This is a genomic window from Micromonospora sp. SH-82 (assembly GCF_051132485.1).
Classification (GTDB): Bacteria; Actinomycetota; Actinomycetes; order Mycobacteriales; family Micromonosporaceae; genus Micromonospora.
In genome coordinates this window covers 4,187,605-4,209,159 of sequence record NZ_CP148049.1, presented here as the reverse complement: position 1 = coordinate 4,209,159, position 21,555 = coordinate 4,187,605, and the positions used below count along the sequence as shown (strand labels likewise).

Sequence of the window (21,555 nt, the reverse complement as noted above, 5' to 3'; positions counted from 1 at the left end):
CCGACGATGACGACCACCCTGAGCCGACTCGTCGCCCGCAACGACCTGACCTCGGTCCGCCGATGGCTCGACGAGCAGCCCGCGTACGTCGTCGCCGACGAACTGGCCCGCATGGACCGGGTCGCCGCCGGGGTGCCGTTCCGGCTGCTCGACAAGGACCAGGCACTCGAGGTGTTCGAGGAGCTGGGACCGGTCGACCAGCAGGCGATCCTGGCCGGGCTGCGGGACCAGGCCTTCCGTGACCTGGTCGAGGAGATGGACCCCGACGACCGGGCGCGGATGCTCTCCGAGGCGCCCGCGAAGGTGGCCCAACGGGTCCTGGCGGGGCTGTCGGACCACGAACGTCGGCTGACCGCGACGCTGCTCGGCTACCCGGCCCGTTCCGTCGGGCAGCTCATGACCCCGGAGACGGTGGTGCTGCCCCGGCAGTTGACCGCCGGGGCGGCGTTGCGTCTGGTCCGGGAACGGGGCGCGCACGCCGAGACGGTGTACACCCTGCCGGTCGTGGACGCCGGTCGGCGTCTGGTCGGCGTCGTCGAGCTGCGCGACGTGGTCCTCAGCGCACCGGACCGCCCCCTGGACGACGTCGTCGACACCGCCGTGCCCCGCGCCCGGGCCACCGACCCCGCCGAGGCCGCCGCCCGACTGGTCCGCGAGACCAACGTCCTGGCCCTTCCGGTGGTCGACAGCGAGGACCGCCTGGTGGGACTGCTCACCATCGACGACGCCATGGAGATCATCGAGGCGGCCGACACCGAGGACGTGGCCCGGCAGGCGGCCTCCGCCCCCTGGGCCGGGCACTACATGGCGGTCAGCGTGTGGCGGCTGGCCCGCTCCCGTGCCCCCTGGCTGCTCCTGCTGATCCTGGCCTCGGTGCTCACCGTCAACGTCCTGCAGATCTTCGAGGCCACCCTGGAGCAGGTCACCGCGCTGGCGTTGTTCATCCCGCTGCTGGTCGGCACCGGCGGCAACACCGGCGCGCAGGCCACCACCGCCGCCGTGCGGGCCCTGGCGGTGGGGGAGCTGCGCGGCTCGGACCTACCCCGGGTGGTGTGGCGGGAGTCCCGCGTCGGGTTGCTGCTCGGTACGCTGCTGGCCCTCGTCGGGATGGTCGTCGGCACCGTCGTCGTCGGTGTCGAGGTCGCCACCGTCGTCGGACTCTCCCTGGTGATCATCTGTGCGTGGGCGGCGACCGTCGGGGCCACCATGCCGCTGCTGGCCAAGCGACTGCGCATCGACCCGGCCGTGATCTCCGCCCCCATGGTGACCACCCTCGTCGACGCGACGGGCCTGCTCATCTACTTCGCCGTGGCCGCGGCGGTCCTGACCCTCTGACCGACACCAGCCCCCCCCCGACGGGGTCCACGGCCCCGGACGCCCGTCGACCTCCCGCCGTCGGACCCGGCGCGGCGGGTCGCGTCACCGGCCGACCGCTGAGAACATTTTTCACATGCACCTCCCGGTCGTTCCCACCCGCTCGTCGGCCCGCCTCGCCCTGCCCACCGGCCCCACCGACTTCACCGAGGCCTGGCTGCGCAACCGGCGGCTGTCCGCCCACACCCGCGACGCCTACCGCCGGGACGTCACCACCTGGCTCACCTGGTGCGCCGCCGGGGACCTCGACCCCCTGCGCGCCAACTTCCTCGACGTCAACGACTACGCCCGCCACCTGGAGTCCAGCCTCGCCGCCCGCACCGGCCGCCCGCTGACCCCCGCCACCGTGGCCCGCCGCCTCTCCGCCCTGTCCAGCTGGTACGACTTCCTGGTCAAACTGCGGGCCGTCGAGGCCAACCCGGTCGCCGGCGCCGACCGACCCCGCATCGACCGGGACCACTCGTCCACCGTCGGCCTGAGCCCCGAGGAGGTGGACCGGCTGTTCACCGCCGCCGACGCCGACACCGGCCCCACCGCCCACCGCAACCGGGCCGCCCTCGCCCTCCTGGCCGACCTGGGCCTGCGGGTCGGGGAAGTGGTCTCCCTGGACCTCACCGACCTCGGCACCGAACGCGGCCACCGCAGCATCCGCTTCGTCGGCAAGGGCGGCAAACAACGCCGCCGCGCCCTCACCCCCGGCACCGCCCACGCCGTGGACGCCTACCTCACCCACCGCGCCACCACCACCGGGGTGACGGTCACCGACCTGACCGGCCCCCTGCTGGTCACCGCCAGCGGCGGCCGACTCGACAGACACTCGGTGTTCCGACTGGTCCGCCGACTCGCCCAGGCCGCCGGCCTGTCCACCTGGTCGAAGCTGTCCCCCCACTCCCTGCGCCACGCCTTCGCCACCACCGCCCGCGCCGAAGGCGTACCCCTCGAAGACGTCCAGGACGCGATGGGCCACGCCGACCCCCGCACCACCCGCCGCTACGACCGCGACCGGCACAACCTCGACCGCGACCCGTCCTACGTCATCTGGGCCGCCCGCGCCCGCCGCCGCTGACCGCCACCACGGGGAAGTCGCTGCGGGGGTGCCCTCGGGTTCTCTACGGTCGACAGGTGTGGGCGGTGACGGGTGGACCCGACCGGCCCGGCCGCGCCGCCCGGTCCGGGCCGGGATGCTGATCGCCGGGTGCGCGGTGGCGCTGTGCTGCACCGGGGTGGCCGGGCTGGGCCTGTGGAACGTCCAGGTCGTCCGGCAGGCCGACGGGCCGGTCCGGCAGACCGCCGACGGGTTCCTGCAGGACCTGTCCGACGGTGACACCGACGGCGCCTACGACCTGCTGTGCGCCGACGCCCGGACCCGGTGGAGCCGCATCGGGTTCGACCAGTGGGTACGCACCCCACCGCAGGTCACCGGCTACCGACTGCTCGACGTGTCGGTCACCACCCGCAGCGGACGCCCCGAGGGCACCGTCGCCGTACGCCTGGACCGGGAGAACGCCACCAGCGACGACCGTGACCTGCGCGTGGTCCGCGACGACGACGGGTGGAAGGTCTGCGGCGACCCCTACTGAACCGGCCCCCCGCTCACCCGCCCAGGTCACCGGTGCGGTGGTGCCGACGGCACAGCACCTGGTACCGCACCCGGGCGGTGTCCACGGTGTCGCCGATGACCACCTGCTCACCCTCACGGACCACCCGCCCGTCGACCACCCGGGCGTTGAGCCGCCCCTCCCGCCCACACCAGCACAGCACCTCGACCTGGATCCGCGCCACCTCGTCGGCCAGCTCGAACAGCCGTCTCGCCGCCGGGAACAGCTGCGCCCGGAAGTCCGTGGCCAACCCGAACGCGTACACGTCGACGTCGTCGTGGTCGACCAGTTCGGCCATCTGCTCGATGTGCTCGACGTCGTAGAAGCTCGCCTCGTCGCAGATCAGGTAGTCCACCCCGACACCGTCGGCGCGGGCGTCGCGCACCAGCGACCGCAGGTCCATCCCCTCGGTCACCTCGATGGCGGTGTGCGCCAATCCGATCCGGGTGGTGACCTGCGGCCCCAACGACCGGTCCAGGCGGGTCGTCACCAACCCCCGACGGCCCTGCCGGGCGTGGTTGTGGTTCATCTGCAACGCCATCGTGGACTTGCCGCAGTCCATCGGACCCCAGAAGAACTTCAACGCCGCCGCGTGCAGGGGCCGCCCGTTCACACCCCGGTTCGCGGCGCACCCGACGCCCGGGTCGGGCCGGGAACCGGGCAGGCAGGTCGGCAGGGAGAGGGCGTCGTCGTCGGTCACGGCAGGGCAGCCTAGCCGATCGACGCCCCCGGATCGGCCCGCCTCGTCACAGCACCCGTGGGGGAGTGTTGCCCGCGGCGATGATGGCCCGCCGGATCGGCACGGCCGCCAACAACGCGAACCCGACCACGAAGAAGATCAACAGCGAGACCAGTCCCACCCGGTACGAGTTCGTCAACTGGAACACCAACCCGAACGCCAACGGACCGAGCCAACTCGTGCCCTTGTCGCTGATCTCGTAGAAGCCGTAGTACTCGCCCTCCTTCCCGGCGGGGATCAGCTGACTGAACAACGACCGGCTCAACGCCTGACTACCACCGAGGACCAGACCGATCGCCCCGCCCAGGACCATGAAGTGCACCGGGGCCTGCGCCGGCAACCAGAACGCGGCCAGGATCACCCCCGTCCACAGCACCAGACTCAACAGGACCGTCTTCCACGCCCCGATCCGCTTGGCCAACGCCCCCAACAACAACGCCCCACCGAACGCCAGGAACTGCACCAGCAGGATCGTCACGATCAGGGTGCCCTGCTCCAGCTTCAACTCCTCGGTCCCGTACTGACTGGCCAACGCGATGACCGTCTGGATCCCGTCGTTGTAGACCAGGAACGCCAGCAGGAAGAACAACGTCAACGGGTACGCCCTGATCTGACGCAACGTCCGACCCAACTGCCGGAACCCGTCGACGAGCACATTGCCCCGCCCACCGGCACCCGCGACCGCGTCGGCACTCGGGCGCTCCCGCAACCACCGCAACGGAGCCAGCGTGAACACCGCCCACCACACCCCGGCCGACACGATCGACGCCCGCGCCAGATCCAACGTCCGCTGCCCGTCCCCGTCCCGGCTGAACATCGTCACCACGACCAGGTTCAACGCCAACAGCAACCCCCCGCCCAGATACCCCAACGCCCAACCCCGGCTGGAGATCGCATCCCGGTCGTCGGGCCCACCCAGATGCGGCAGGAACGAGTTGTACACCACCACCGACGCCCCGAACGCGATGTTCGCCACCACGAACAGGCCACCACCGAGCAGATACCGATCCCCGGTCACGAAGACCATGGCGATCGTCGCCCCCGCCCCGGTGAACGCCGTGACCGCCAGGATCCGCTTCCTGTGCGCCGACCGGTCGGCCACCGCACCGACGATGGGCAGCACGAACACCGTCAGGAACACCGACGCCGACACCAGGTACGGGAAGTACGACCCGGCGGCGACCTTCACCCCCAACGGGTACACGTACCCCACACAGTCGTCGGCACCCAGCTCACACCCGGCGGCGAGCTTCGCGACACTCGTCAGGAACGGCCCCAGGAACACCGTCAACACCGTCGTGGAGAAGGCCGACATGGCCCAGTCGTAGAGATACCAGCCCGTCCGTTCCCGGCGGGTACTGCCCGGCTCGGACCGGGTGGGGATGACCGTCTCGGCCAATGGGGGTCCTCGGGTTCAGGCGGCCCAGTGGCCGCGGCTGAGATAGACGTCGCGCAACACGCCGACGTGATCGGTCATGATGCCATCCACCCCGAGATCAAGTAACTCGTGCATCTCGGTGGGTTCGTCGATCGTCCAGACATGCACCTGCAGACCGAGCCGGTGACAGTAGGCCAGGAACCGCCGGTCGACCACCGGCACCCGACCGTAACGGGGCGGCACCTGCGCGGCCACCACCGACGGCGGCAACCGCACCCGCCGGCCGTGCAGCGACGCCAACCGCAGCCGCGCCACCCCCCGCATCCCCAGGCTGGTCGCCACCCGCCCCGCCGTCGACGCCCGCAACCGCGACAGCCGGGCGTCACTGAACGACGCCAACAACACCCGACCACCCGCACCGGCACGACCCACCGTCGCCACCGTCGGCTCCACCCCACCGTCGGACTTCACGTCGATGTTGAACCGGACCTGCGGCCACGCCGTGAGCACCTCGTCCAGCCGGGGGACCACCGCCGCCCCACCGACCCGCACCGACGCCAGATCAGCCCACCGCAGGTCGGCCAGGCGCCCCGGCTCACCCGTCACCCGATGCAGCGTCCGATCGTGGAACACCACCGCCACCCCGTCGGCGGTGGCGTGCACGTCGGTCTCCACGTACCGGTACCCCAACTCGACGGCACGCGTGAACGCGGCCACCGTGTTCTCGTCCCCGTCGGCGGCACCACCACGGTGGGCGAAAGCCAACGGACCAGGCGCGTCGAGGTAACCAGAGGGCACGCGCGCAGTATCCCGGCCCCGGATGACACCCCGACGACCGGGGCGTGACCGATCCCGACACCCCACGTCGTTCGGATATACGACAGTGCCGGTGACCACACCGACGCACGGCGTGACCATGACGGGATGACCCTGCCGCCGTCCGGTCCCGGGCAGCACCCACCACCCCTGGTGCTCCGGCCGCTGGACCCTCTGCCGGCCCGACTGTCCCACCCCACCACCTCCACCCCACCCCGGCTGCCCGTCACCGCCCGGATCCTGCTGCTCACCGTCCTGACCCTCGGCAACCCCTGGGCCACCGACCTGATCCACCAGGTCCGCTACGCGCTCCCCGACGCCGACGGCACCGCCGGACTCCTCGTCGTCCTCGCCCTCACCGTCGTCGTCGCCGCGTCCTGGCCCACCTGGGACCCCCGCCCCACCGACCCGGACACCACCGGACTCTGGCTCGCCGGGAACCTCCGCACCCTGCTGTTCCTGATCATCACCATCTGGCTGCTGCGCCGCCTCGCCACCACCGCCGCCCCCACCGCCCTGTGGCGCACCCTCGCCCTGCTCGCCGTACCCCTGCTCGGAGCCACCGGCGGCACCCTCACCGCCGCCCTCACCCAACTCCTGCTCGACGACCCCCTCCTGCGCGGACAGTCCCTGGTCCCCTCGGTCCTGACCACCCTCACCGGCGGCCTGTACTTCTGCGTCCTGTCCGGGGCACTGCTCGCCTGGGCGGCGTCCCACCCCCACCTGTCCGACCCGGAACGGGGATGACCGTGGTACCCCACCAGAGCGACCCACCCGACGACACCGGCCTGCACAGCGAAGCCACCCGCTACCTGTGCGCCGCCGCCCACACCGACGAGACCTTCACCGAACGGGTCCTCGCCGAAACCTTCGACGACGACCTGCGCGCCGTCGCCCCCTCGGTCGGATTCGACCTCACCACGGTCCTGCGCCACTGCCTGCACGCCCGACGACGACGCTGCGGACGCGACGCGTGGCTGCTGCTCACCGGCGGCGCCGCAGTGCTGATCTCCCCGCTGTGGACCCTCCTGGCCGGGACCGCGATGGCCCTCACCGCCGCACTCACCCCCCGACGCCACCCCCGACACGACGTGCTCGCCCCACTGCTGGGCACCCTCACCGCCGCACTGGCCTCCGGGATCCTGCTCCTGCAACTCGACCGGGTCGCCGAGGACACCAACGGCGACCCGCTGCTCGGCTGGCTCGTCGGCCGCCCCTGGCTGGCCCTGCCCTTCGGCGTGGCCGCCTACCTGGCCCTCGTCCTGCACCTGGCCGGCACCCGGTGGCTGCTGGCGACCCGTCTGCGCCGGGGACTGTTCCGACCCCCCACCACACCCCCCACCGAGGAGGGCCGCCACGGCACCCGACTGGCGGCCCTGCAGACAGCCCAACGCGGCAACGTCACCGTCTACGGCGGATACGACCCGTTCGTCGGCTACGGCGACCCCGTCGTCGGCTGGTCGTTCGCCCTGCCGCTCGTGGCCGCCGACCCCCTCGTCGGCCGCCCCGACCAGCCCACGGCCACCGTCACCTTCGACGTCGTCGACCTGATCGACCACGTCCGCGACCACCTCGCCGCCGTCCGGGCCGACCCCGCCGGCCAGGACGGCCTGGCCGGACTGGTCCTGCAGGACCGGGTCTTCGTCCACGGCCGGCTGCTCACCGACGACCGCAGGCTCCTGCCCGACCGGCAACGCATGCCCCGGCAACGCTTCACCGACCAGCAGGTACGCCAGGTCGCCGCCCGGCCACGCGGCGCGGCCCGCCACTACCTGTGCGCCCTGGTCCCCTCCTGGGGAGGGGAGGTGGTGGCCGGAACGTTCCTGCACTTCTCCACCGACGGCAGGGTGCTCTACCTGGAGTGCGCCCGGACCGTCCTGCAACCACCCCGACCGGGCTACCACGACGTGGACCGGCTCACCGAGTGGCTACCGGCCACCCACCTCGTACGGCTGCTGACCACCGGCACCCAGACACTGCTGCGTACCGCCCTCGGCGCACCCGCACGGCTGACCCGTGACCTGCTGCGCGAGGGGCGACACGGCCGACGGCAGGCCCGGCTGCGCCGCCAGGCCCGCGAGGACCTGGGCTACGACTACGGCGCCCGCACCGGAGTACGGGAACTGGCCACCGGCACCGGCTACCACAACTACTTCCAGGTCCTCGACGCCGCCAAACACCTCAAGGTCGTCGAACGGCACGTCCTGGCCGCCATCGTCGACTTCCTCGACGCCCGGGGAGTCGACGCCGCGGAGTTCCGCACCCGACAGACCACCATCCTCAACCAGGGAGTGATCCAGACCGGGGGACTGAGCGTGGTCGGCAACCAGGCCGTCGGGGCCGGGGCACGAGCCGACCAGACCAACACCCCCGACCAGGCGACCGCCGGTGACACCACCGGCCGGCAGCGACGCGACACCTGAACACAGGGGAGAGGGGACAACCGGTGTCCGACAACCCGGTCAATTACGGCATCCAGCAGTCCGGCGGGGTCAGCCAGGTCGGCAACCAGGCCGTCGGCCCCGGCGCGTACGCCGTCGGCGGCGGCCTGACCGCCTCCGGCCCCGCCGACCTCACGGCCCTGCTCACCAGCCTGGTGGAGGTCCTCGACCGGCACCGGGGACACCTCCCGCCCCCGGCCCGGGCCCTCGCCGCCGACCTGCGCGCCGAACTCACCCGCCCACAGCCGACACCCCCGACCCGGATACGGACCCTGCTCCAGGACCTGGCCGAGGCGGCCGCCCCGGTGACCCCCGTCGCGGTGGCCGTCGCCGAGGTGCTCCGGGCGTGGCAGGGCGGCTGACCGGACCCGGTCAGCCGCCCTCGACCCGACGCCGGTGGACCCGGCTGGTGTCCACCGGCCGGGTGGGGTCGACGTGCCGGGCGACGTCGGGTTCGTCCGGCCGCAACGGGACCAGCGCCTCGGTGATCGCGTCGATGATCCGGTCGGTGGCCCGCCGGGCCGCCCCCGGCGCACCGGCGCGCAGGTCACCCAGGTCGACCGGGGCACCGAAGTGCACCCGGACGACCGGTCGGCGCACCACCGCGCGGGCCACGGCCCGCAGCATCCCCCGGGGCGCCCGGTACGGCAGGACCTCGTGGGATCCCCACTGGGCCACCGGGACGACGGTGACCCCGGTACCCAGGGCGAGCCGCGCCGCGCCGGTCTTGCCGCGTTCGGGCCACAGGCCGGGGTCGAGTCCGATGCGCCCCTCCGGGTAGAGCAGCACCACCGAGTCACCGGCGGCGATGGCGGCGTCGTCCAGGGCCCGCCCGACGGCGGCGGTACCCCGGTCGACCCGGATGTGCCCGCAGTGGCGCATCGCCGTCCCCACCACCGGGAACCGGAACAGCCCGGCGGTGGCCATGATCCGGGGGGAGACCCCCAGCCCGGAACAGGCGGCGGCCAGCACGATCGGGTCGAACGGGCTGATGTGGTTGGCGGTGAGGATCAGGGGCCCCCGGCGCAGGTGCGCGGGGACGTCGCCGGTGACGTGCAGCCGGGCGAGCAGCGCGACCAGGAACCGGGCGAACAGTTGCGCGCCGCGCCACAGCAGGGGCGGCCGCCAGGGGGAGTGCGGGGTGTCCATCAGCGGTCGATGCTGCCATGCGTGCCCCCGGGTGGGCAGCCCGGTAGGCGTCGTGGCGGCTACCGGGCCCGCGTGATCAAGGTCATGGGACCCGGGGCGGTTCGGGACCTCCGTCCCTGCCGATCCGCCTACGACAGCGAGTAGCATCTACTACGCCTTGTAGTATGCAGACCTGGGGGTTCTGGTGGACGCGTTGGACGTCGCCCGCTGGCAATTCGGTGTCACCACCGTCTACCACTTTCTCTTCGTACCACTGACCATCGGACTCTCCGTCCTGGTCGCCATCCTGCAAACCCTCTGGCACCGCACCGGTGACGAGAAATACCTCAAACTCACCAAATTCTACGGCAAGCTCTTCCTCATCAACTTCGCCATGGGCGTCGTCACCGGCATCGTCCAGGAATTCCAGTTCGGCATGAACTGGAGCGACTACTCCCGCTTCGTCGGCGACATCTTCGGCGCCCCCCTGGCCATCGAAGCCCTCGTCGCCTTCTTCCTCGAATCCACCTTCATCGGCCTGTGGATCTTCGGCTGGGACCGACTACCCCGACGCCTCCACCTGGCCAGCATCTGGGCCGCCGCCATCGGCAGCAACCTCAGCGCCTACTTCATCCTCGCCGCCAACTCCTGGATGCAGAACCCCGTCGGCTACCGCATCAACCCCGACAGCGGACGCGCCGAACTCACCGACTTCGTCGCCGTCCTCACCAACAAGGTCGCCCTGGTCACCTTCCCGCACACCATCTTCGGCAGCTTCCTCGTCGCCGGCAGCCTCCTCGTCGCCGTCGCCGTCTGGCACCTCATCCGCCGCCCCGACAACCCCGACACCCCCGCCTACCGCTTCGCCGCCAAGATGGGCTCCCTCGTCGCCCTCATCTCCACCGCCGGGGTACTGGTCACCGGCGACATCCAGAGCAAGATCATGACCGAGGTGCAGCCGATGAAGATGGCCGCCGCCGAAGGCCTCTACACCACCGAGAGCCCCGCCGCCTTCTCCGTGCTCACCGTCGGCAGCCTCGACGGCAGCCGGGAGGTCTTCGCCCTCAAGATCCCCTACCTGCTCTCCTTCCTCAGCACCGGAGACCCCAACGGCACCGTCCACGGCATCAACGACCTCCAGGCCCAGTACGCCGCCCAGTACGGCCCCGGCGACTACGCCCCGATCATCCCCGTCGCCTACTGGAGCTTCCGCTTCATGATCGGCTTCGGGCTCGCCGCCGCCGCCATCGCCCTCTGGGTCCTCTGGGCCCAACGCCGAGGCCGCACCCCCCGCAGCCGCTGGCTCCTGCGCGCCGCAGTGATCATGCCCATCCTGCCCCTCCTCGCCAACTCCTTCGGCTGGATCTTCACCGAGATGGGCCGCCAACCCTGGATCGTCTTCGGCGAGATGCTCACCCGCGACGGCGTCTCCCGCAGCGTCAGCCTCGCCGAAGTCCTCACCAGCTTCGCCGCCTTCACCCTCATCTACGCCACCCTCGCCGTCGTCGAGGTCAAACTCCTGCTCCGCTACGCCAAAGCCGGCGTACCCGAGATCACCGAACCCACCGAACCCGACGACGACACCGACGACAACGACCGCCCCCTCGCCTTCGCCTACTGACCCCGGAGCCCCACCGTGGACCTCACCACCGTCTGGTTTCTCCTCATCGCCGGCCTCTTCACCGGCTACTTCATCCTCGAAGGCTTCGACTTCGGCGTCGGCATGCTCCTACCCGCCCTCGGCCGCAACGACCGCGAACGCCGAGTAATGATCAACACCATCGGACCCGTCTGGGACGGCAACGAAGTCTGGCTCATCACCGCAGGCGGCGCCATGTTCGCCGCCTTCCCCGAGTGGTACGCCACCCTCTTCTCCGGCTTCTACCTCCCCCTCCTGCTCATCCTCCTCGCCCTCATCATCCGAGGCGTCGCCTTCGAATACCGCCACAAACGACCCGAAGCATCCTGGAAGAACCGCTGGGACACCGCCATCTTCATCGGCTCCCTCATCCCCGCCATCCTCTGGGGCGTCGCCTTCGCCAACATCCTGCGCGGCGTACCCCTCGACGCCGACCACGAATACATCGGCGGCCTCACCGACCTCCTCAGCCCCTACGCACTCCTCGGCGGCGCCACCACCGCCACCCTCTTCGCCACCCACGGCGCCGTCTTCATCGCCCTCAAAACCGTCGGCGACATCCGCCACCGCGCCCGCACCCTCGCCCTCCGCCTCGGCCTCGCCGCCACCCTCCTCACCACCACCTTCCTCACCTGGACCCTCACCATCCGCAGCAACACCGCCGCCACCACCCTCGCCGTCACCGCCGCCCTCGCCCTCCTCGCCGGCCTCGCCGCCACCCGCGCCCGCCGCGAAGGCTGGGCCTTCACCGGCACCGCCCTGGCCATCGCCCTCGCCGTGGCCACCCTCTTCACCGCCCTGTTCCCCAACGTCCTACCCTCCACCGCCGACCCCACCGGCACCCTCACCGCCACCAACGCCGCCTCCACCCACTACACCCTCACGATCATGACCTGGGTCGCCGTCCTGTTCACCCCCGTCGTCCTGGCCTACCAAGGCTGGACCTACTGGGTCTTCCGCAAACGCATCGGCGTCCACCACATCCCCCAGAACTGACCCACCCACACCACGGCCCCGGTACGCCACCCACGCGCACCGGGGCCGAACCACACCCACCACAGCCGAACGGCCGCGCCGAAGAGGAAACACCCCTCCCACACGGCCGCCCACACCCACCGCAGGATCAACCCGCCTCGCGCAACTCCGCCAACCGCGCCTCGATCTCCGCCAACTCCGCCCGCAACTTCTCCGCCTGCTGCTCCGCCTCCGACCGCTCCACCGCCATGATCTGCTCCACCGCCTCCTGCACCCCCGGAACATCCACCAACGCCACCATCCGCAACGCCTCCGCCGGCTTCACCACGTACGGCTTCGCCAACGACTTGCTGCCCTGCTGCGCCGCCACCGTCCACTCACCCTCCGCATAGGCCAACGTCACCGTCAACCCCGCCGGAGGCTTCGGCTTCGCCGCCTTCACCGCCCGACGCGCCGGCTTCGCCTCCGCCGCCTCCACCGTCTCCACACTCGACTCCTCCCGCTGCTGCTGCCGGGGCACCGGCGGCCGCTGATCCAACACGAACTCCGGCTCCACCGGCTTCGCCTCCACCACCTCCGGCTCGACCTCCACCTTCGGCTCCGCCACCCGACGCCCCGCACCCCGAGGCGCCACCGCCACGTCGCCGGGGGAGAAGGGCAACTCGTCACGCCCGAACCGGACCACCACGAACTCGTCCGACACCGCAGGATCGGTCAACTCCACCACCTGCCCCACCTGCCCGACGACCTGCCCCGCCGACGCGGTGAACACCACCTTCGGCTTACGCCCCGCCGCCAGAGCCTCCCGGATGCTCTGCACCTCGTCAGTGGACAAACCCTCGCCGCCGGCACCCATCAGCAACCTCTTCTTCCGTACACCTGTCTGAACCCTGCCTTGATACCAGCCACCTCAGACACCCACCACGCCGGGATCAACCCCCCAACACCCGCAACGCCGCATCCGCGTGCTCGTTCATCTTCAACTCGCTGTGCACCACCCCCAACACCCGCCGATCCACCCCGATCACGAACGTCATCCGCCGCGTCCCCAACGGACCCAACGGCAACCGCCGCCGCACCCCGAACCGCTGCGCCACCACCCCGTCCTCGTCCGACAACAACGGATAGTCGAAACCGTGCCGATCGGCGAACTCCGCCTGCCGCGCCACCGGATCCCGACTGATCCCCACCCGCGTCGCCCCCACCGCCGCGAACTCCGCCGCCAGATCCCGGAAGTGGCAACTCTCCACCGTGCACCCCCGCGTCAGCGCCGCCGGGTAGAAGAACAACACCACCGGCCCCGACTCCAGGAACTCCGACAACCGACGCGGCGCACCCGTCTGGTCCGGCAACTCGAAGTCCTCCACCACGTCACCGACATCCACCATCACGCACCTCCACACCTCGACCATCCGGGAAGGCCGGGGGAGACCCCTCTCCGAGGACCACCCGCCGACACGACCCCGCCACGGTAGCCTCACCGACACCACCCACGGCAGGGGGAAGACAGTGCCACCACTGACCATCGTCACCGGCGGGGGACGCGGCATCGGCGCCGCCACCGCCCGCCGCCTCGCCACCGACGGACACGACGTCGTCATCTGCTACCGCCGCGACCACGACTCCGCCGCCGCCGTCCTCGCCGACATCCACGCCACCGGCCGACGCGGCCTCGCCCTGCCCGTCGACACCACCGACCCCGACGCCGTCACCGACCTGTTCGACGCCGCCGCCGACCTCGGCCCGATCACCGGCCTGGTCAACAACGCCGGCGTCACCAGCCCCATCGGCCCCCTCGCCGACCTTCACGTCGAGGACCTGCGCCGCGTCGTCGACGTCAACGTCGTCGGCTACCTCCTCTGCGCCCGACAGGCCGCCCGCCGCCTACCCACCGGCGGCGCCATCGTCAACATCTCGTCCGTCGCCGCCGCACTCGGCAGCCCAGGGGAGTACGTCCACTACGCCGCCGCCAAAGCCGCCGCCGAAACCCTCACCGTCGGCCTGGCCAAGGAACTCGCCCCCCGTGGCATCCGGGTCAACGCCGTCGCACCCGGCATCGTCCGCACCGAGATCCACGCCGTCTCCGGCGTACCCGACCGGCCCGAGCGCGCCGCCGGGCGGATCCCGCTGGGCCGACCCGGCGAACCCGACGAGGTGGCCGCCGCCGTGGCGTGGCTGCTCGGCCCGGAGGCCTCGTACACCACGGGGACGATCCTGCGGGTCTCCGGAGGGCTGTGAGAGAGCCACTTCCCAGCGGTACGGCTCACATTCGATAATGCACATTATGTAAAGCTGGCCTGGTCGGGGGTCCCCGACCAGGGGTCTGGGCGTCACGTGGCGCAGCGCCGTCAGACCGGCGCCCACTCCGCAGCCGCCGGCGGCTGCGCCCGCAGGTGCTCACGCATCAGCGACCGAGACCCACGGCCGCCCGGCACGCCGACATCGCCACCAACCGACGCCCGCATGTCGGTCGCCGGCTCGACAGTCGGCCGGCCCCGAGGTCCACAGGCCCGGGTGGTCGACTCCGGGATCTTCCGCGTCGACCCGATACGGTGCGTATCGCGACCTCACGCAGTCCCGCCCCAACCTCGGAACCTCCGTCCCCCACTCGACTGTCCGCACCGGCCCCACCACCACCCCGTCGAGACCACGACCCCCGGCCCCCTGCCGCCCCCCGATCCACATGAGAATCCTGCATAATATCCCTTATGCAGGATAAGTCGGATACGTCGGTCGAGCGGCTCGTCGGGGATTTCCTGACCGCCCGGGCCACCCGTAAGCCCTCCCCGCACACCCTGGCCGCGTACCGGCGGGACCTGCTCACCGTCCTCGCCCTGGTCGGCGAGGAGAGCACCCCTCCCCTCCCCCTCGCCGAGGTCCGCCTCGCCGACCTCTCCCCCCGGGTGCTGCGGGCGGCGTTCGCGCGGTTCGCCGCACCCCGGGCGGCGGCGTCGGTGCACCGGGCCTGGTCGAGCTGGAACGCCTTCTTCACGTTCCTGGTCGCCGAACAGGTGGTGGCGGGCAATCCGATGCCGGCGGTGGGGCGGCCCCGGGCTCCCCTCCCCCAGCCCAAGCCGCTGCGCGGGGAGGACACCCCGGAGCAGTTGCTGGCGTCGGTGGCGCGGGAGGACGGTCGGCAGCGGGACCCGTGGCCGGAGCGCGACGTGGCGGTGTTGGCGTTGGCGTTGTGCGCGGGGTTGCGGCTGTCGGAGTTGTTGGCGCTGCGGGTGTCCTCGGTGGGTGGGCGGGCCGGTGAGCGGCGGGTGGAGGTGTCGGGTAAGGGGGGTCGTCCTCGGGTGGTGCCGGTCGAGCCGGAGCTGGACGAGGTGGTGGTGGCCTATCTGGACAGTCGGGTACGGCGGTTCGGTGGCCGTAGTGTCCGTCCGGATTCGCCGTTGTTGGTGGATCGGCGGGGTGAGCCGTTGCGGCGGGGTGGCCTGCAGTATCTGGTGGATTCCTGTTACCGCCGGGCCGGGATCGGTGACCGGGTGCCGGCGGGTGCCCGGTTGCACGCGTTGCGGCACACGTTTGCGACGCGGTTGGCCGAGGACGGGGCGAGTGCGGCGGAGATCATGCGGTTGTTGGGGCACGCGTCGTTGGCGTCGTCGCAGACGTACATCGAGGTGACGGCGGGTCAGCAGCGGGCGGCGGTGCGGTCGAACCGTACTCATCGGGTGTTGTCGGGGTTGTGGGGTGGGGTCTAGCCGAGGTCGACCAGGAGGGGGCGGTGGTCGGAGATGGTGGTGGCGGGGGTGGTGACGGCGGTGACGGGTGGGAGGCGGTGCAGGTCGGAGGGGTCGGCGAGGATGTGGTCGAGTTGGACGCGGGGGTGGGGGGCGGGGTAGGTGGGTCGGCGGCCGAGGGGTTGCCAGCCGGTGACGAGGCGGGCGGGTCCGGCGGGGAGGTTGAGGTCGCCGAGGAGGATGCGGGGTGCGGGCAGGGTGCGGAGGGCGCGGATGGTCTGGCGGAGTTGGTGGGCGTTCCAGCCGGGGACGAAGGAGAGGTGGGTGGTGGCGACGGTGAGGGTGCCGTGGGGGGTGTCGAGGACTGCGGCGAGGACGACGCGGGGTTCGTCGCGCAGGAGGATGAGTCCGCCGCCGGGGCCGGGGATGTAGAGCGGGGAGCGGATGGGGGCGGCGCGGAGGCGGGTGGTGTGCCAGCTGCGGACGGGGTGGCGGGTGACGAGGCCGACGCCGTAGCAGGGTTCGCCGTGTCCGTCGTCGTCGTGGTGGAGGGGGCGGAAGTGGGTTCCGGGGGTGCCGACGAGGGCGGGGGCGAAGCGGTGGTGGGGGGTGTCGAGGGCGTGGGCGGCGAGGGTGGTCTGGTCGAGGTTGCCGCTGCGGGTCTGGTCGCGGTCGACTTCCTGGAGGGCGAGGATGTCGGCGTCGAGGTTGGTGACGGCGGCGGTGAGGCGGTCGGGGTCGACGAGCCCGTCGGTGAGTGATCGGCCGTTGAGCAGGTTGAAGGTGGCCAGGCGCACAGGGTGAACCCTAGTGGGGGGTGTGGGAGTGTTGCCCGATGGCGCGGTTGTTGGTGTGTTCGGTGTTGGTGTTCGTGGTGGTGGCGGTGTGGGGGGTGTGGTTGCGGCGGCGGCGGGGGCGGTGAGGCTGCGCACAGCGGCGCCGGTGTGGGGGGTGGTGGTGGGCAGAATGTGCGGCCGTGGATATCGATCTGACGTCGGTGTTGATGTTGTTGTCGGCTGCTGCTGTGGCGGGGTGGATCGACGCGGTGGTGGGGGGTGGTGGGTTGGTGTTGTTGCCGGCGTTGTTGGTGGGGGTGCCGGGGGTGCCGGTGGCGACGGCGTTGGGGACGAACAAGTTGGTGGCGATCGCGGGGACGTCGACGGCGGCGGTGACGTATGCGCGGCGGACGAAGGTGGATTGGCAGGTGGCGGGTCCGGCGGCGGGGTTGGCGCTGGTGTGTGCGGGGTTGGGTGCGGGGTTGGCGGGGGTGGTGCCGGCGGGGGCTTATCGGCCGGTGTTGTTGGTGGTGTTGGTGGCGGTGGCGGTGTTGGTGGTGGCGCGTCCGACGTTGGGGGTGGTGTCGCTGCCGCATCGGCGTACGCGGGTGCGGATGGCGGTGGCGGTGGGGGTGGCCGGGGTGGGTGTGGCGTTGTACGACGGGTTGGTGGGTCCGGCGACGGGGACGTTTCTGGTGTTGGCGTTCACGGCGGTGGTGGGGGCGGATTTCCTGCACGCGTCGGCGATGGCGAAGGTGGTGAATGTGGGGACGAATCTGGGGGCGTTGGTGGTGTTCGCGGCGACGGGGCACGTGTTGTGGGTGTTGGGGGCGGCGATGGCGGTGTGCAACGTGGTGGGTGCGGTGGTGGGGGCTCGGATGGCGTTGCGGCGGGGTTCGGGGTTCGTGCGGGTGGTGTTGGTGGTGGTGGTGACGGCGTTGGTGGTGCGGTTGGGGTGGGATCAGTGGGTGGCGGGTGGGGTGTGAGGGTCAGGGGGTGTGGGTGGCGTCGGTGTGGGTGAGGCGGGGTAGGCGGGGGCGGTAGGCGTCGGGTCCGGGGTGGCCGATGTTGACGACGAGGAGGGATTTCCAGCCGTTGTCGGTGAAGAATTCGGTGTCGATGCCGGGGGGGTCGAATCCGCCCATGGGGCCGGCGGCGAGTCCGGCGGCGCGGATGCCGAGGAGGTAGTAGCCGATCTGGATGGTGGCGTTGAAGCGGGCGGTGTTCTCGCGGGTGGTGTCGTCGGCGGCGAAGCGTTCCTGGAGGCCGGGGAGGACGGGGAAGGTGGTGGGGAGGTGGTGGTGGAAGTCGGTGTCGGCGGCGAGGACGGCGGTGACGGGGGCGGTGGCGGTCTTGGCGCGGTTGCCTTCGGCGAGGTGGGTGAGGAGGCGGTCGCGGGTGGTGCCGGGGCGGGTGTAGAGGATGCGCAGGGGTTGGACGTTCATGGCGGTGGGTGGGAACTTGGCGAGGTCGTAGATGGCGTGGAGTTGGTCGTCGGTGACGGGTTGGTCGGTGAAGGTGTTGGCGGTGTGGGCGTGGGTGAAGAGTTGGGCTTGGGCGTCGGGGTGGAGGGTGAGGGGGGTGTGGAGGTCGGTCATTGTTGCTCCTCGGGTGGGGGCCGAATGGGTCCGGCGCTCGGGTAACGGTAGCAGCTAGTTTTTTAGAAGTCTCTTGGTTGTCGGGGGTGACACGTATCGTGGGTGGCATGACCGTCTCCGTGCCCGGCCGTACTCCCCCGCCGTGTGCCGGTGGTCTGGCCCGGGCGTTCGCCTTCCTGGGCAAGCGGTGGAACGGGGTGATCCTGGGGACCCTGGCGCACGGTCCGGCGAGGTTCGCCGAGTTGACCCGGGCGTTGCCGGGGATCAGTGAGTCGGTGCTGTCCGACCGGTTGGGCGAGCTGGCCCGGGTGGGGTTGGTGAGCCGGTCGGTGCGGGAGGGCCCCCCGGTGGAGGTGAGCTATCGGCTCACCGAGCGGGGGTGTGCCCTGTTGCCGGCGTTGGACGCTCTGGCGGTGTGGGCGGACGAGAACCTGTCGGACTGACGAGGGGGGCGCTGCGTCCCGGGTGCGTCGTCCGGGTCGGCCGCGGTCGTCGGGGATGTGTCCGCGACCGGGGTGAGGGTCAGGTTCGGGCCGTGGTGGGTACAGCGGTGGATGTCGCGTCCCCGTGCCGTAGCAGCCTAGGAGTCACACGAGTGTCCTTGCACCGTCTCGGCGTCGTCGCCTGGTTCGTCCAACCGCTGTACCTGGTCGCCGAGGTCGTCACGGCGACGGCCGTCAGGGTTCCGTACAGCTTCGTCGACGACACGATCAGTGATCTCGGCGCGAGCGCCTGCACCACTGTCGCGTACCCGTACGGCGACGTCGCGGTCTGTTCGCCGTGGCACCTGTTGTTGAACGCCGCCTTCGTGGTGTCCGGGGCGTTGATGGTCGTCGGTGCCCTGTTCGTGCGGCACCGGGTCGCCGGTGGGTGGGTCCGGTGGCTGTGGGTCGTGGCCGGGCTCAGTTCGGTCGGCACCGGCCTGGTGCCGCTCGACCGGGACCTCGACCTGCACTCGCTCGTCGCGTTGCCGGCGCTGGTGGCGATGCCCGTGGCGCTGGTCGCGAGCGGGGTGCGGCTGCGCGACCGGGTGGTCACGGTGGTCGGGGTGGTGTCCCTGGCCGCCGCGGTGGCGTTCGTGGTGCGGGTGTCCGAGCCGGAGTTCGGTGGGTTGTTCGAGCGGTTGGCGTTCTGGCCGGGGTACGTGTGGCTGGGCGTGGCCGGGCTGGTCGCTCTCCGGTCGACCTCCGCCCGGCCCCGGGGGTAGCGGGGGACGCCTGTCGGTCTGGGACTGCACGTCGGGTTGCCGGTGCCGGTCGTCGGCGTCGTGCGGGCGGGGCCGGTACCTGAGGGTGGCTGTCGGTGCGGGGTGGGTGGTTCAGCGGTGGGTGCGGTCGTAGTGGCCGGCGCGGATCTCGCGTAGGGCGCGGCGGCGGACCGGGCCGGTGAGGGTGTCGACGTAGAGGCGTCCGGCGAGGTGGTCGGTCTCGTGTTGCAGGGCGCGGGCGAGGAATCCGTCGGCGGTGATGGTGCGGGGTTCGCCGTGCTGGTCGAGGCCGTGGGCGGTGACGTGGCGGGCGCGGCGGGTGGGGAAGTACAGGCCGGGGATGGACAGGCAGCCCTCGTCGTCGTCGTCGGTGTCGTCGGACAGGTCGAGGGTGGGGTTGACGAGGTGGCCGCGGTGGCCGTCGGCGTCGTAGACGAAGACCTGGGCGTTGACGCCGATCTGGGGTGCGGCGACGCCGGCGCGTCCGGGGGCGCCGAGCAGGGTGTCCATCAGGTCGGTGACGAGGGCGCGCAGGTCGGCGTCGAAGGTGGTGACGGGGTCGTTGGGGGTGCGTAGGACGGGGTCGCCGATGATCCGGATGGGCCGCATGGTCATGGCTGGCAAGGGTAGTCGGCGGGTTTCGGTGGTGGTGGGGTGCCGGCGAGCAGGGCGCGCAGGGGTGCGGCCTTGGCGGCGGCTTCGGCGACTTCGGCGGTGGGGTCGCTGTCCCAGGTGATGCCGCCGCCGGCCCACAGGTGCAGGTGGTCGGTGTCGGTGGCGGCGGTGCGGATGGTGAGGCCGAGGTCGAGGTGGCCGGGGGCGATCCAGCCGAGGGCGCCCATGCCGGCGCCGCGGCCGGTGGGTTCCAGGGCGGCGATGTGGTGCAGGGCGGAGCGTTTGGGGGCGCCGGTGACGGAGCCGCCGGGGCAGACGGCGTGGAGGAGGTCGGCGAGGCCGGTGCCGTGGGTGAGGGTGGCGGAGACGGTGGATTCGGCCTGCCACAGGTCGCACCAGCGGCGGACGGCGTAGAGCTGGTCGACGGTGACGGTGCCGGTGTGGGCGATGTGGGCGAGGTCGTTGCGTTCGAGGTCGACGATCATGATGTGTTCGGCGCGTTCCTTGGCCGAGGTGAGCAGGTCGTGTCGGCCGGCGGGGGTGGCGGGTCGGGTGCCTTTGATGGGGCGGGTGAGGACGCGGTCGCCGGTGACCTCGACGAGGGTTTCCGGGGAGGCGCAGCCGATGGCCCAGCCGTCGCCGGTGAGGGTGCCGCCGTAGCGGGCGCCGGGGAGGGTGGCCAGTCGGGTCAGGGCGGGTAGGGGGTCGCCGTGGTAGGGGGCGCTGGCGTGGCCGACGAGGTTGACCTGGTAGACGTCGCCGCGTCCGATGGCGTCGCGGACGGCCTGGACGGCGTGGGCGTGGGCGTGGGGGGTCCAGCTGTCCTGCCAGGGTCCGAGGGTCCAGTCGGTGGCGGGTGGTGGGGTGTGGGGGGTGGGTCGGGTGGTGTGGTGGTAGACGACGGCGACGACGTCGGGGAGGGTGGGGGCGGGTTCGGTGGGGGTGGGTACGCCGAGGAGGTGGGCGCCGGCGGCGGCGGAGACGTAGAGGGCGGCGCCGCAGACCTGGCCGGGTCGGTGGTCGCCGGGGGTGGTGGGGCGGGTGAGGTCGGTGACGGGCAGTCCGTGGTGGGTGAGGAAGTCCTGGACGGTGGTGAGGGGGTTGCCGCCGTCGGTGCGGTGCCACTGCCAGCGGTCTCGTTCGGTGAGGTGGGGTCGGCATCCGGTGGGGATGGCGGGGACGTCAATCAATCGCTGTGGGAGCGTTTCCACGCCACTCGGTCCGACCTTCCTCATCCGTTCAGCGGATTTCCGACGCGCCACGGTGAAAGCCGCTCGATGCGACGCGCCGCGACTTGGTACTGTGCGTCACTGGTTGTGTGAACCATGACACAGTGCCCCCACAGTCCGGAGAACCCGATGTGCCAGCACCAAACCACCTGCCCCTCCGCTGATGCGACCGACCGGGAGGCCGCCCGCGCCATCGCCTGCTTTCCCGAACAGGGCTGGAGTCTGCTCTGCAACGGGGTGATCCTTTTCGAGGACACCGGCGAGCTGCTGCCCGACGGCCGCAGCATCGCCCCCCACCGCGGCCCGGCCCGTCACGCCCTGGTCGCCTGACCCCTCACCCACCGTCACCGGTGGCCTCC

At 71.6% G+C, this 21,555-nt stretch carries 24 protein-coding genes; 14 read left to right on the top strand and 10 right to left on the bottom strand.

The genetic code is table 11. From position 1 onward, the window contains the following. Positions 1–6 precede the first annotated feature (6 nt). The 3 genes from mgtE (at position 7) to WHN02_RS18745 (ending at position 2,954) form a co-directional block, all read left to right on the top strand. A complete protein-coding gene (gene mgtE / locus WHN02_RS18755) occupies positions 7–1,335 on the top strand; it encodes a magnesium transporter (RefSeq protein ID WP_434740019.1) in 1,329 nt (442 codons plus the stop codon). A gap of 115 nt (positions 1,336–1,450) precedes the next feature. Continuing rightward, entirely contained in the window at positions 1,451–2,440 is a 990-nt protein-coding gene (locus WHN02_RS18750) for a tyrosine-type recombinase/integrase (protein ID WP_434740018.1), read from the top strand. A 115-nt stretch (positions 2,441–2,555) separates the two neighbouring features. After that, positions 2,556–2,954 carry an Rv0361 family membrane protein gene (locus WHN02_RS18745; protein ID WP_434744004.1) on the top strand — a complete coding sequence of 133 codons (399 nt, stop codon included), beginning with the start codon at positions 2,556–2,558 and terminating at the stop codon, positions 2,952–2,954. 13 nt (positions 2,955–2,967) lie between these two features. On the opposite strand, the gene WHN02_RS18740 is transcribed toward WHN02_RS18745, so the two are convergent. The 3 genes from WHN02_RS18740 to WHN02_RS18730 form a co-directional block, all read right to left on the bottom strand. After that, complete coding sequence (locus WHN02_RS18740; protein WP_434744003.1) at positions 2,968–3,648, bottom strand: thymidine kinase; 681 nt, start codon at positions 3,646–3,648, stop codon at positions 2,968–2,970. A gap of 70 nt (positions 3,649–3,718) precedes the next feature. Continuing rightward, on the bottom strand, positions 3,719–5,110 hold the full coding sequence (locus tag WHN02_RS18735) for an MFS transporter (RefSeq protein WP_434740017.1): 1,392 nt from the start codon (positions 5,108–5,110) through the stop codon (positions 3,719–3,721). A gap of 15 nt (positions 5,111–5,125) precedes the next feature. Beyond that, positions 5,126–5,887: a glycerophosphodiester phosphodiesterase gene (locus tag WHN02_RS18730; RefSeq protein ID WP_434740016.1), complete on the bottom strand. Its 762-nt coding sequence runs from the start codon at positions 5,885–5,887 to the stop codon at positions 5,126–5,128. A 126-nt stretch (positions 5,888–6,013) separates the two neighbouring features. On the opposite strand from WHN02_RS18730, the gene WHN02_RS18725 reads away from it, so the two are divergent. Genes WHN02_RS18725 through WHN02_RS18715 form a run of 3 tightly spaced genes read left to right on the top strand, consistent with a single transcriptional unit; the run spans position 6,014 to position 8,708 of the window. Continuing rightward, positions 6,014–6,652 carry a hypothetical protein gene (locus tag WHN02_RS18725; protein WP_434740015.1) on the top strand — a complete coding sequence of 213 codons (639 nt, stop codon included), beginning with the start codon at positions 6,014–6,016 and terminating at the stop codon, positions 6,650–6,652. After that, positions 6,649–8,328 (top strand): hypothetical protein, encoded by a 1,680-nt coding sequence (locus WHN02_RS18720; RefSeq protein ID WP_434740014.1) that lies wholly within the window; start codon positions 6,649–6,651, stop codon positions 8,326–8,328. The genes WHN02_RS18725 and WHN02_RS18720 overlap by 4 nt, the downstream gene beginning before the upstream one ends. A gap of 23 nt (positions 8,329–8,351) precedes the next feature. Further along, on the top strand, positions 8,352–8,708 hold the full coding sequence (locus WHN02_RS18715) for a hypothetical protein (RefSeq protein ID WP_434740013.1): 357 nt from the start codon (positions 8,352–8,354) through the stop codon (positions 8,706–8,708). 10 nt (positions 8,709–8,718) lie between these two features. On the opposite strand, the gene WHN02_RS18710 is transcribed toward WHN02_RS18715, so the two are convergent. Then, on the bottom strand, positions 8,719–9,495 hold the full coding sequence (locus WHN02_RS18710; protein WP_434740012.1) for a lysophospholipid acyltransferase family protein: 777 nt from the start codon (positions 9,493–9,495) through the stop codon (positions 8,719–8,721). A gap of 184 nt (positions 9,496–9,679) precedes the next feature. On the opposite strand from WHN02_RS18710, the gene WHN02_RS18705 reads away from it, so the two are divergent. Together WHN02_RS18705 and cydB are read left to right on the top strand one after the other, a co-directional pair. Further along, positions 9,680–11,095: a cytochrome ubiquinol oxidase subunit I gene (locus WHN02_RS18705; protein WP_434740011.1), complete on the top strand. Its 1,416-nt coding sequence runs from the start codon at positions 9,680–9,682 to the stop codon at positions 11,093–11,095. A 15-nt stretch (positions 11,096–11,110) separates the two neighbouring features. Then, entirely contained in the window at positions 11,111–12,109 is a 999-nt protein-coding gene (gene cydB / locus WHN02_RS18700) for a cytochrome d ubiquinol oxidase subunit II (protein ID WP_434740010.1), read from the top strand. Between the two features lie 127 nt (positions 12,110–12,236). On the opposite strand, the gene WHN02_RS18695 is transcribed toward cydB, so the two are convergent. Both WHN02_RS18695 and WHN02_RS18690 read right to left on the bottom strand, forming a co-directional pair. Then, positions 12,237–12,944, bottom strand: a complete 708-nt coding sequence (locus WHN02_RS18695; protein ID WP_434740009.1) for a hypothetical protein — start codon at positions 12,942–12,944, stop codon at positions 12,237–12,239. 76 nt (positions 12,945–13,020) lie between these two features. Further along, positions 13,021–13,476: a peroxiredoxin gene (locus tag WHN02_RS18690; protein ID WP_434740008.1), complete on the bottom strand. Its 456-nt coding sequence runs from the start codon at positions 13,474–13,476 to the stop codon at positions 13,021–13,023. A 121-nt stretch (positions 13,477–13,597) separates the two neighbouring features. On the opposite strand from WHN02_RS18690, the gene WHN02_RS18685 reads away from it, so the two are divergent. Continuing rightward, positions 13,598–14,326 (top strand): SDR family NAD(P)-dependent oxidoreductase, encoded by a 729-nt coding sequence (locus WHN02_RS18685; protein ID WP_350899040.1) that lies wholly within the window; start codon positions 13,598–13,600, stop codon positions 14,324–14,326. Between the two features lie 470 nt (positions 14,327–14,796). Beyond that, on the top strand, positions 14,797–15,792 hold the full coding sequence (locus tag WHN02_RS18680; protein ID WP_434740007.1) for a tyrosine-type recombinase/integrase: 996 nt from the start codon (positions 14,797–14,799) through the stop codon (positions 15,790–15,792). Here WHN02_RS18680 and WHN02_RS18675 read toward each other — a convergent pair. After that, positions 15,789–16,568: an endonuclease/exonuclease/phosphatase family protein gene (locus WHN02_RS18675; RefSeq protein WP_434740006.1), complete on the bottom strand. Its 780-nt coding sequence runs from the start codon at positions 16,566–16,568 to the stop codon at positions 15,789–15,791. The genes WHN02_RS18680 and WHN02_RS18675 overlap by 4 nt on opposite strands. Before the next feature lie 239 nt (positions 16,569–16,807). On the opposite strand from WHN02_RS18675, the gene WHN02_RS18670 reads away from it, so the two are divergent. After that, entirely contained in the window at positions 16,808–17,533 is a 726-nt protein-coding gene (locus WHN02_RS18670; RefSeq protein WP_434744002.1) for a sulfite exporter TauE/SafE family protein, read from the top strand. 3 nt (positions 17,534–17,536) lie between these two features. Here the strand turns inward: WHN02_RS18670 and WHN02_RS18665 are convergent, their stop codons facing one another. Then, a complete protein-coding gene (locus WHN02_RS18665; RefSeq protein WP_434740005.1) occupies positions 17,537–18,145 on the bottom strand; it encodes a malonic semialdehyde reductase in 609 nt (202 codons plus the stop codon). A gap of 107 nt (positions 18,146–18,252) precedes the next feature. On the opposite strand from WHN02_RS18665, the gene WHN02_RS18660 reads away from it, so the two are divergent. Continuing rightward, positions 18,253–18,588, top strand: a complete 336-nt coding sequence (locus WHN02_RS18660; RefSeq protein WP_434740004.1) for a winged helix-turn-helix transcriptional regulator — start codon at positions 18,253–18,255, stop codon at positions 18,586–18,588. Positions 18,589–18,740: 152 nt separating this feature from the next. Then, positions 18,741–19,352 carry a DUF998 domain-containing protein gene (locus WHN02_RS18655; RefSeq protein WP_434740003.1) on the top strand — a complete coding sequence of 204 codons (612 nt, stop codon included), beginning with the start codon at positions 18,741–18,743 and terminating at the stop codon, positions 19,350–19,352. A gap of 111 nt (positions 19,353–19,463) precedes the next feature. Here the strand turns inward: WHN02_RS18655 and def are convergent, their stop codons facing one another. Next, positions 19,464–19,967, bottom strand: a complete 504-nt coding sequence (gene def, locus WHN02_RS18650; protein ID WP_434740002.1) for a peptide deformylase — start codon at positions 19,965–19,967, stop codon at positions 19,464–19,466. After that, complete coding sequence (locus WHN02_RS18645; RefSeq protein WP_434740001.1) at positions 19,964–21,229, bottom strand: chorismate-binding protein; 1,266 nt, start codon at positions 21,227–21,229, stop codon at positions 19,964–19,966. Before WHN02_RS18645 ends, def begins: the two co-directional genes overlap by 4 nt. A gap of 96 nt (positions 21,230–21,325) precedes the next feature. Here WHN02_RS18645 and WHN02_RS18640 point away from each other — a divergent pair, with 96 nt between their 5' ends. Next, positions 21,326–21,526, top strand: a complete 201-nt coding sequence (locus WHN02_RS18640; protein WP_350899025.1) for a DUF5999 family protein — start codon at positions 21,326–21,328, stop codon at positions 21,524–21,526. Positions 21,527–21,555 lie beyond the last annotated feature (29 nt).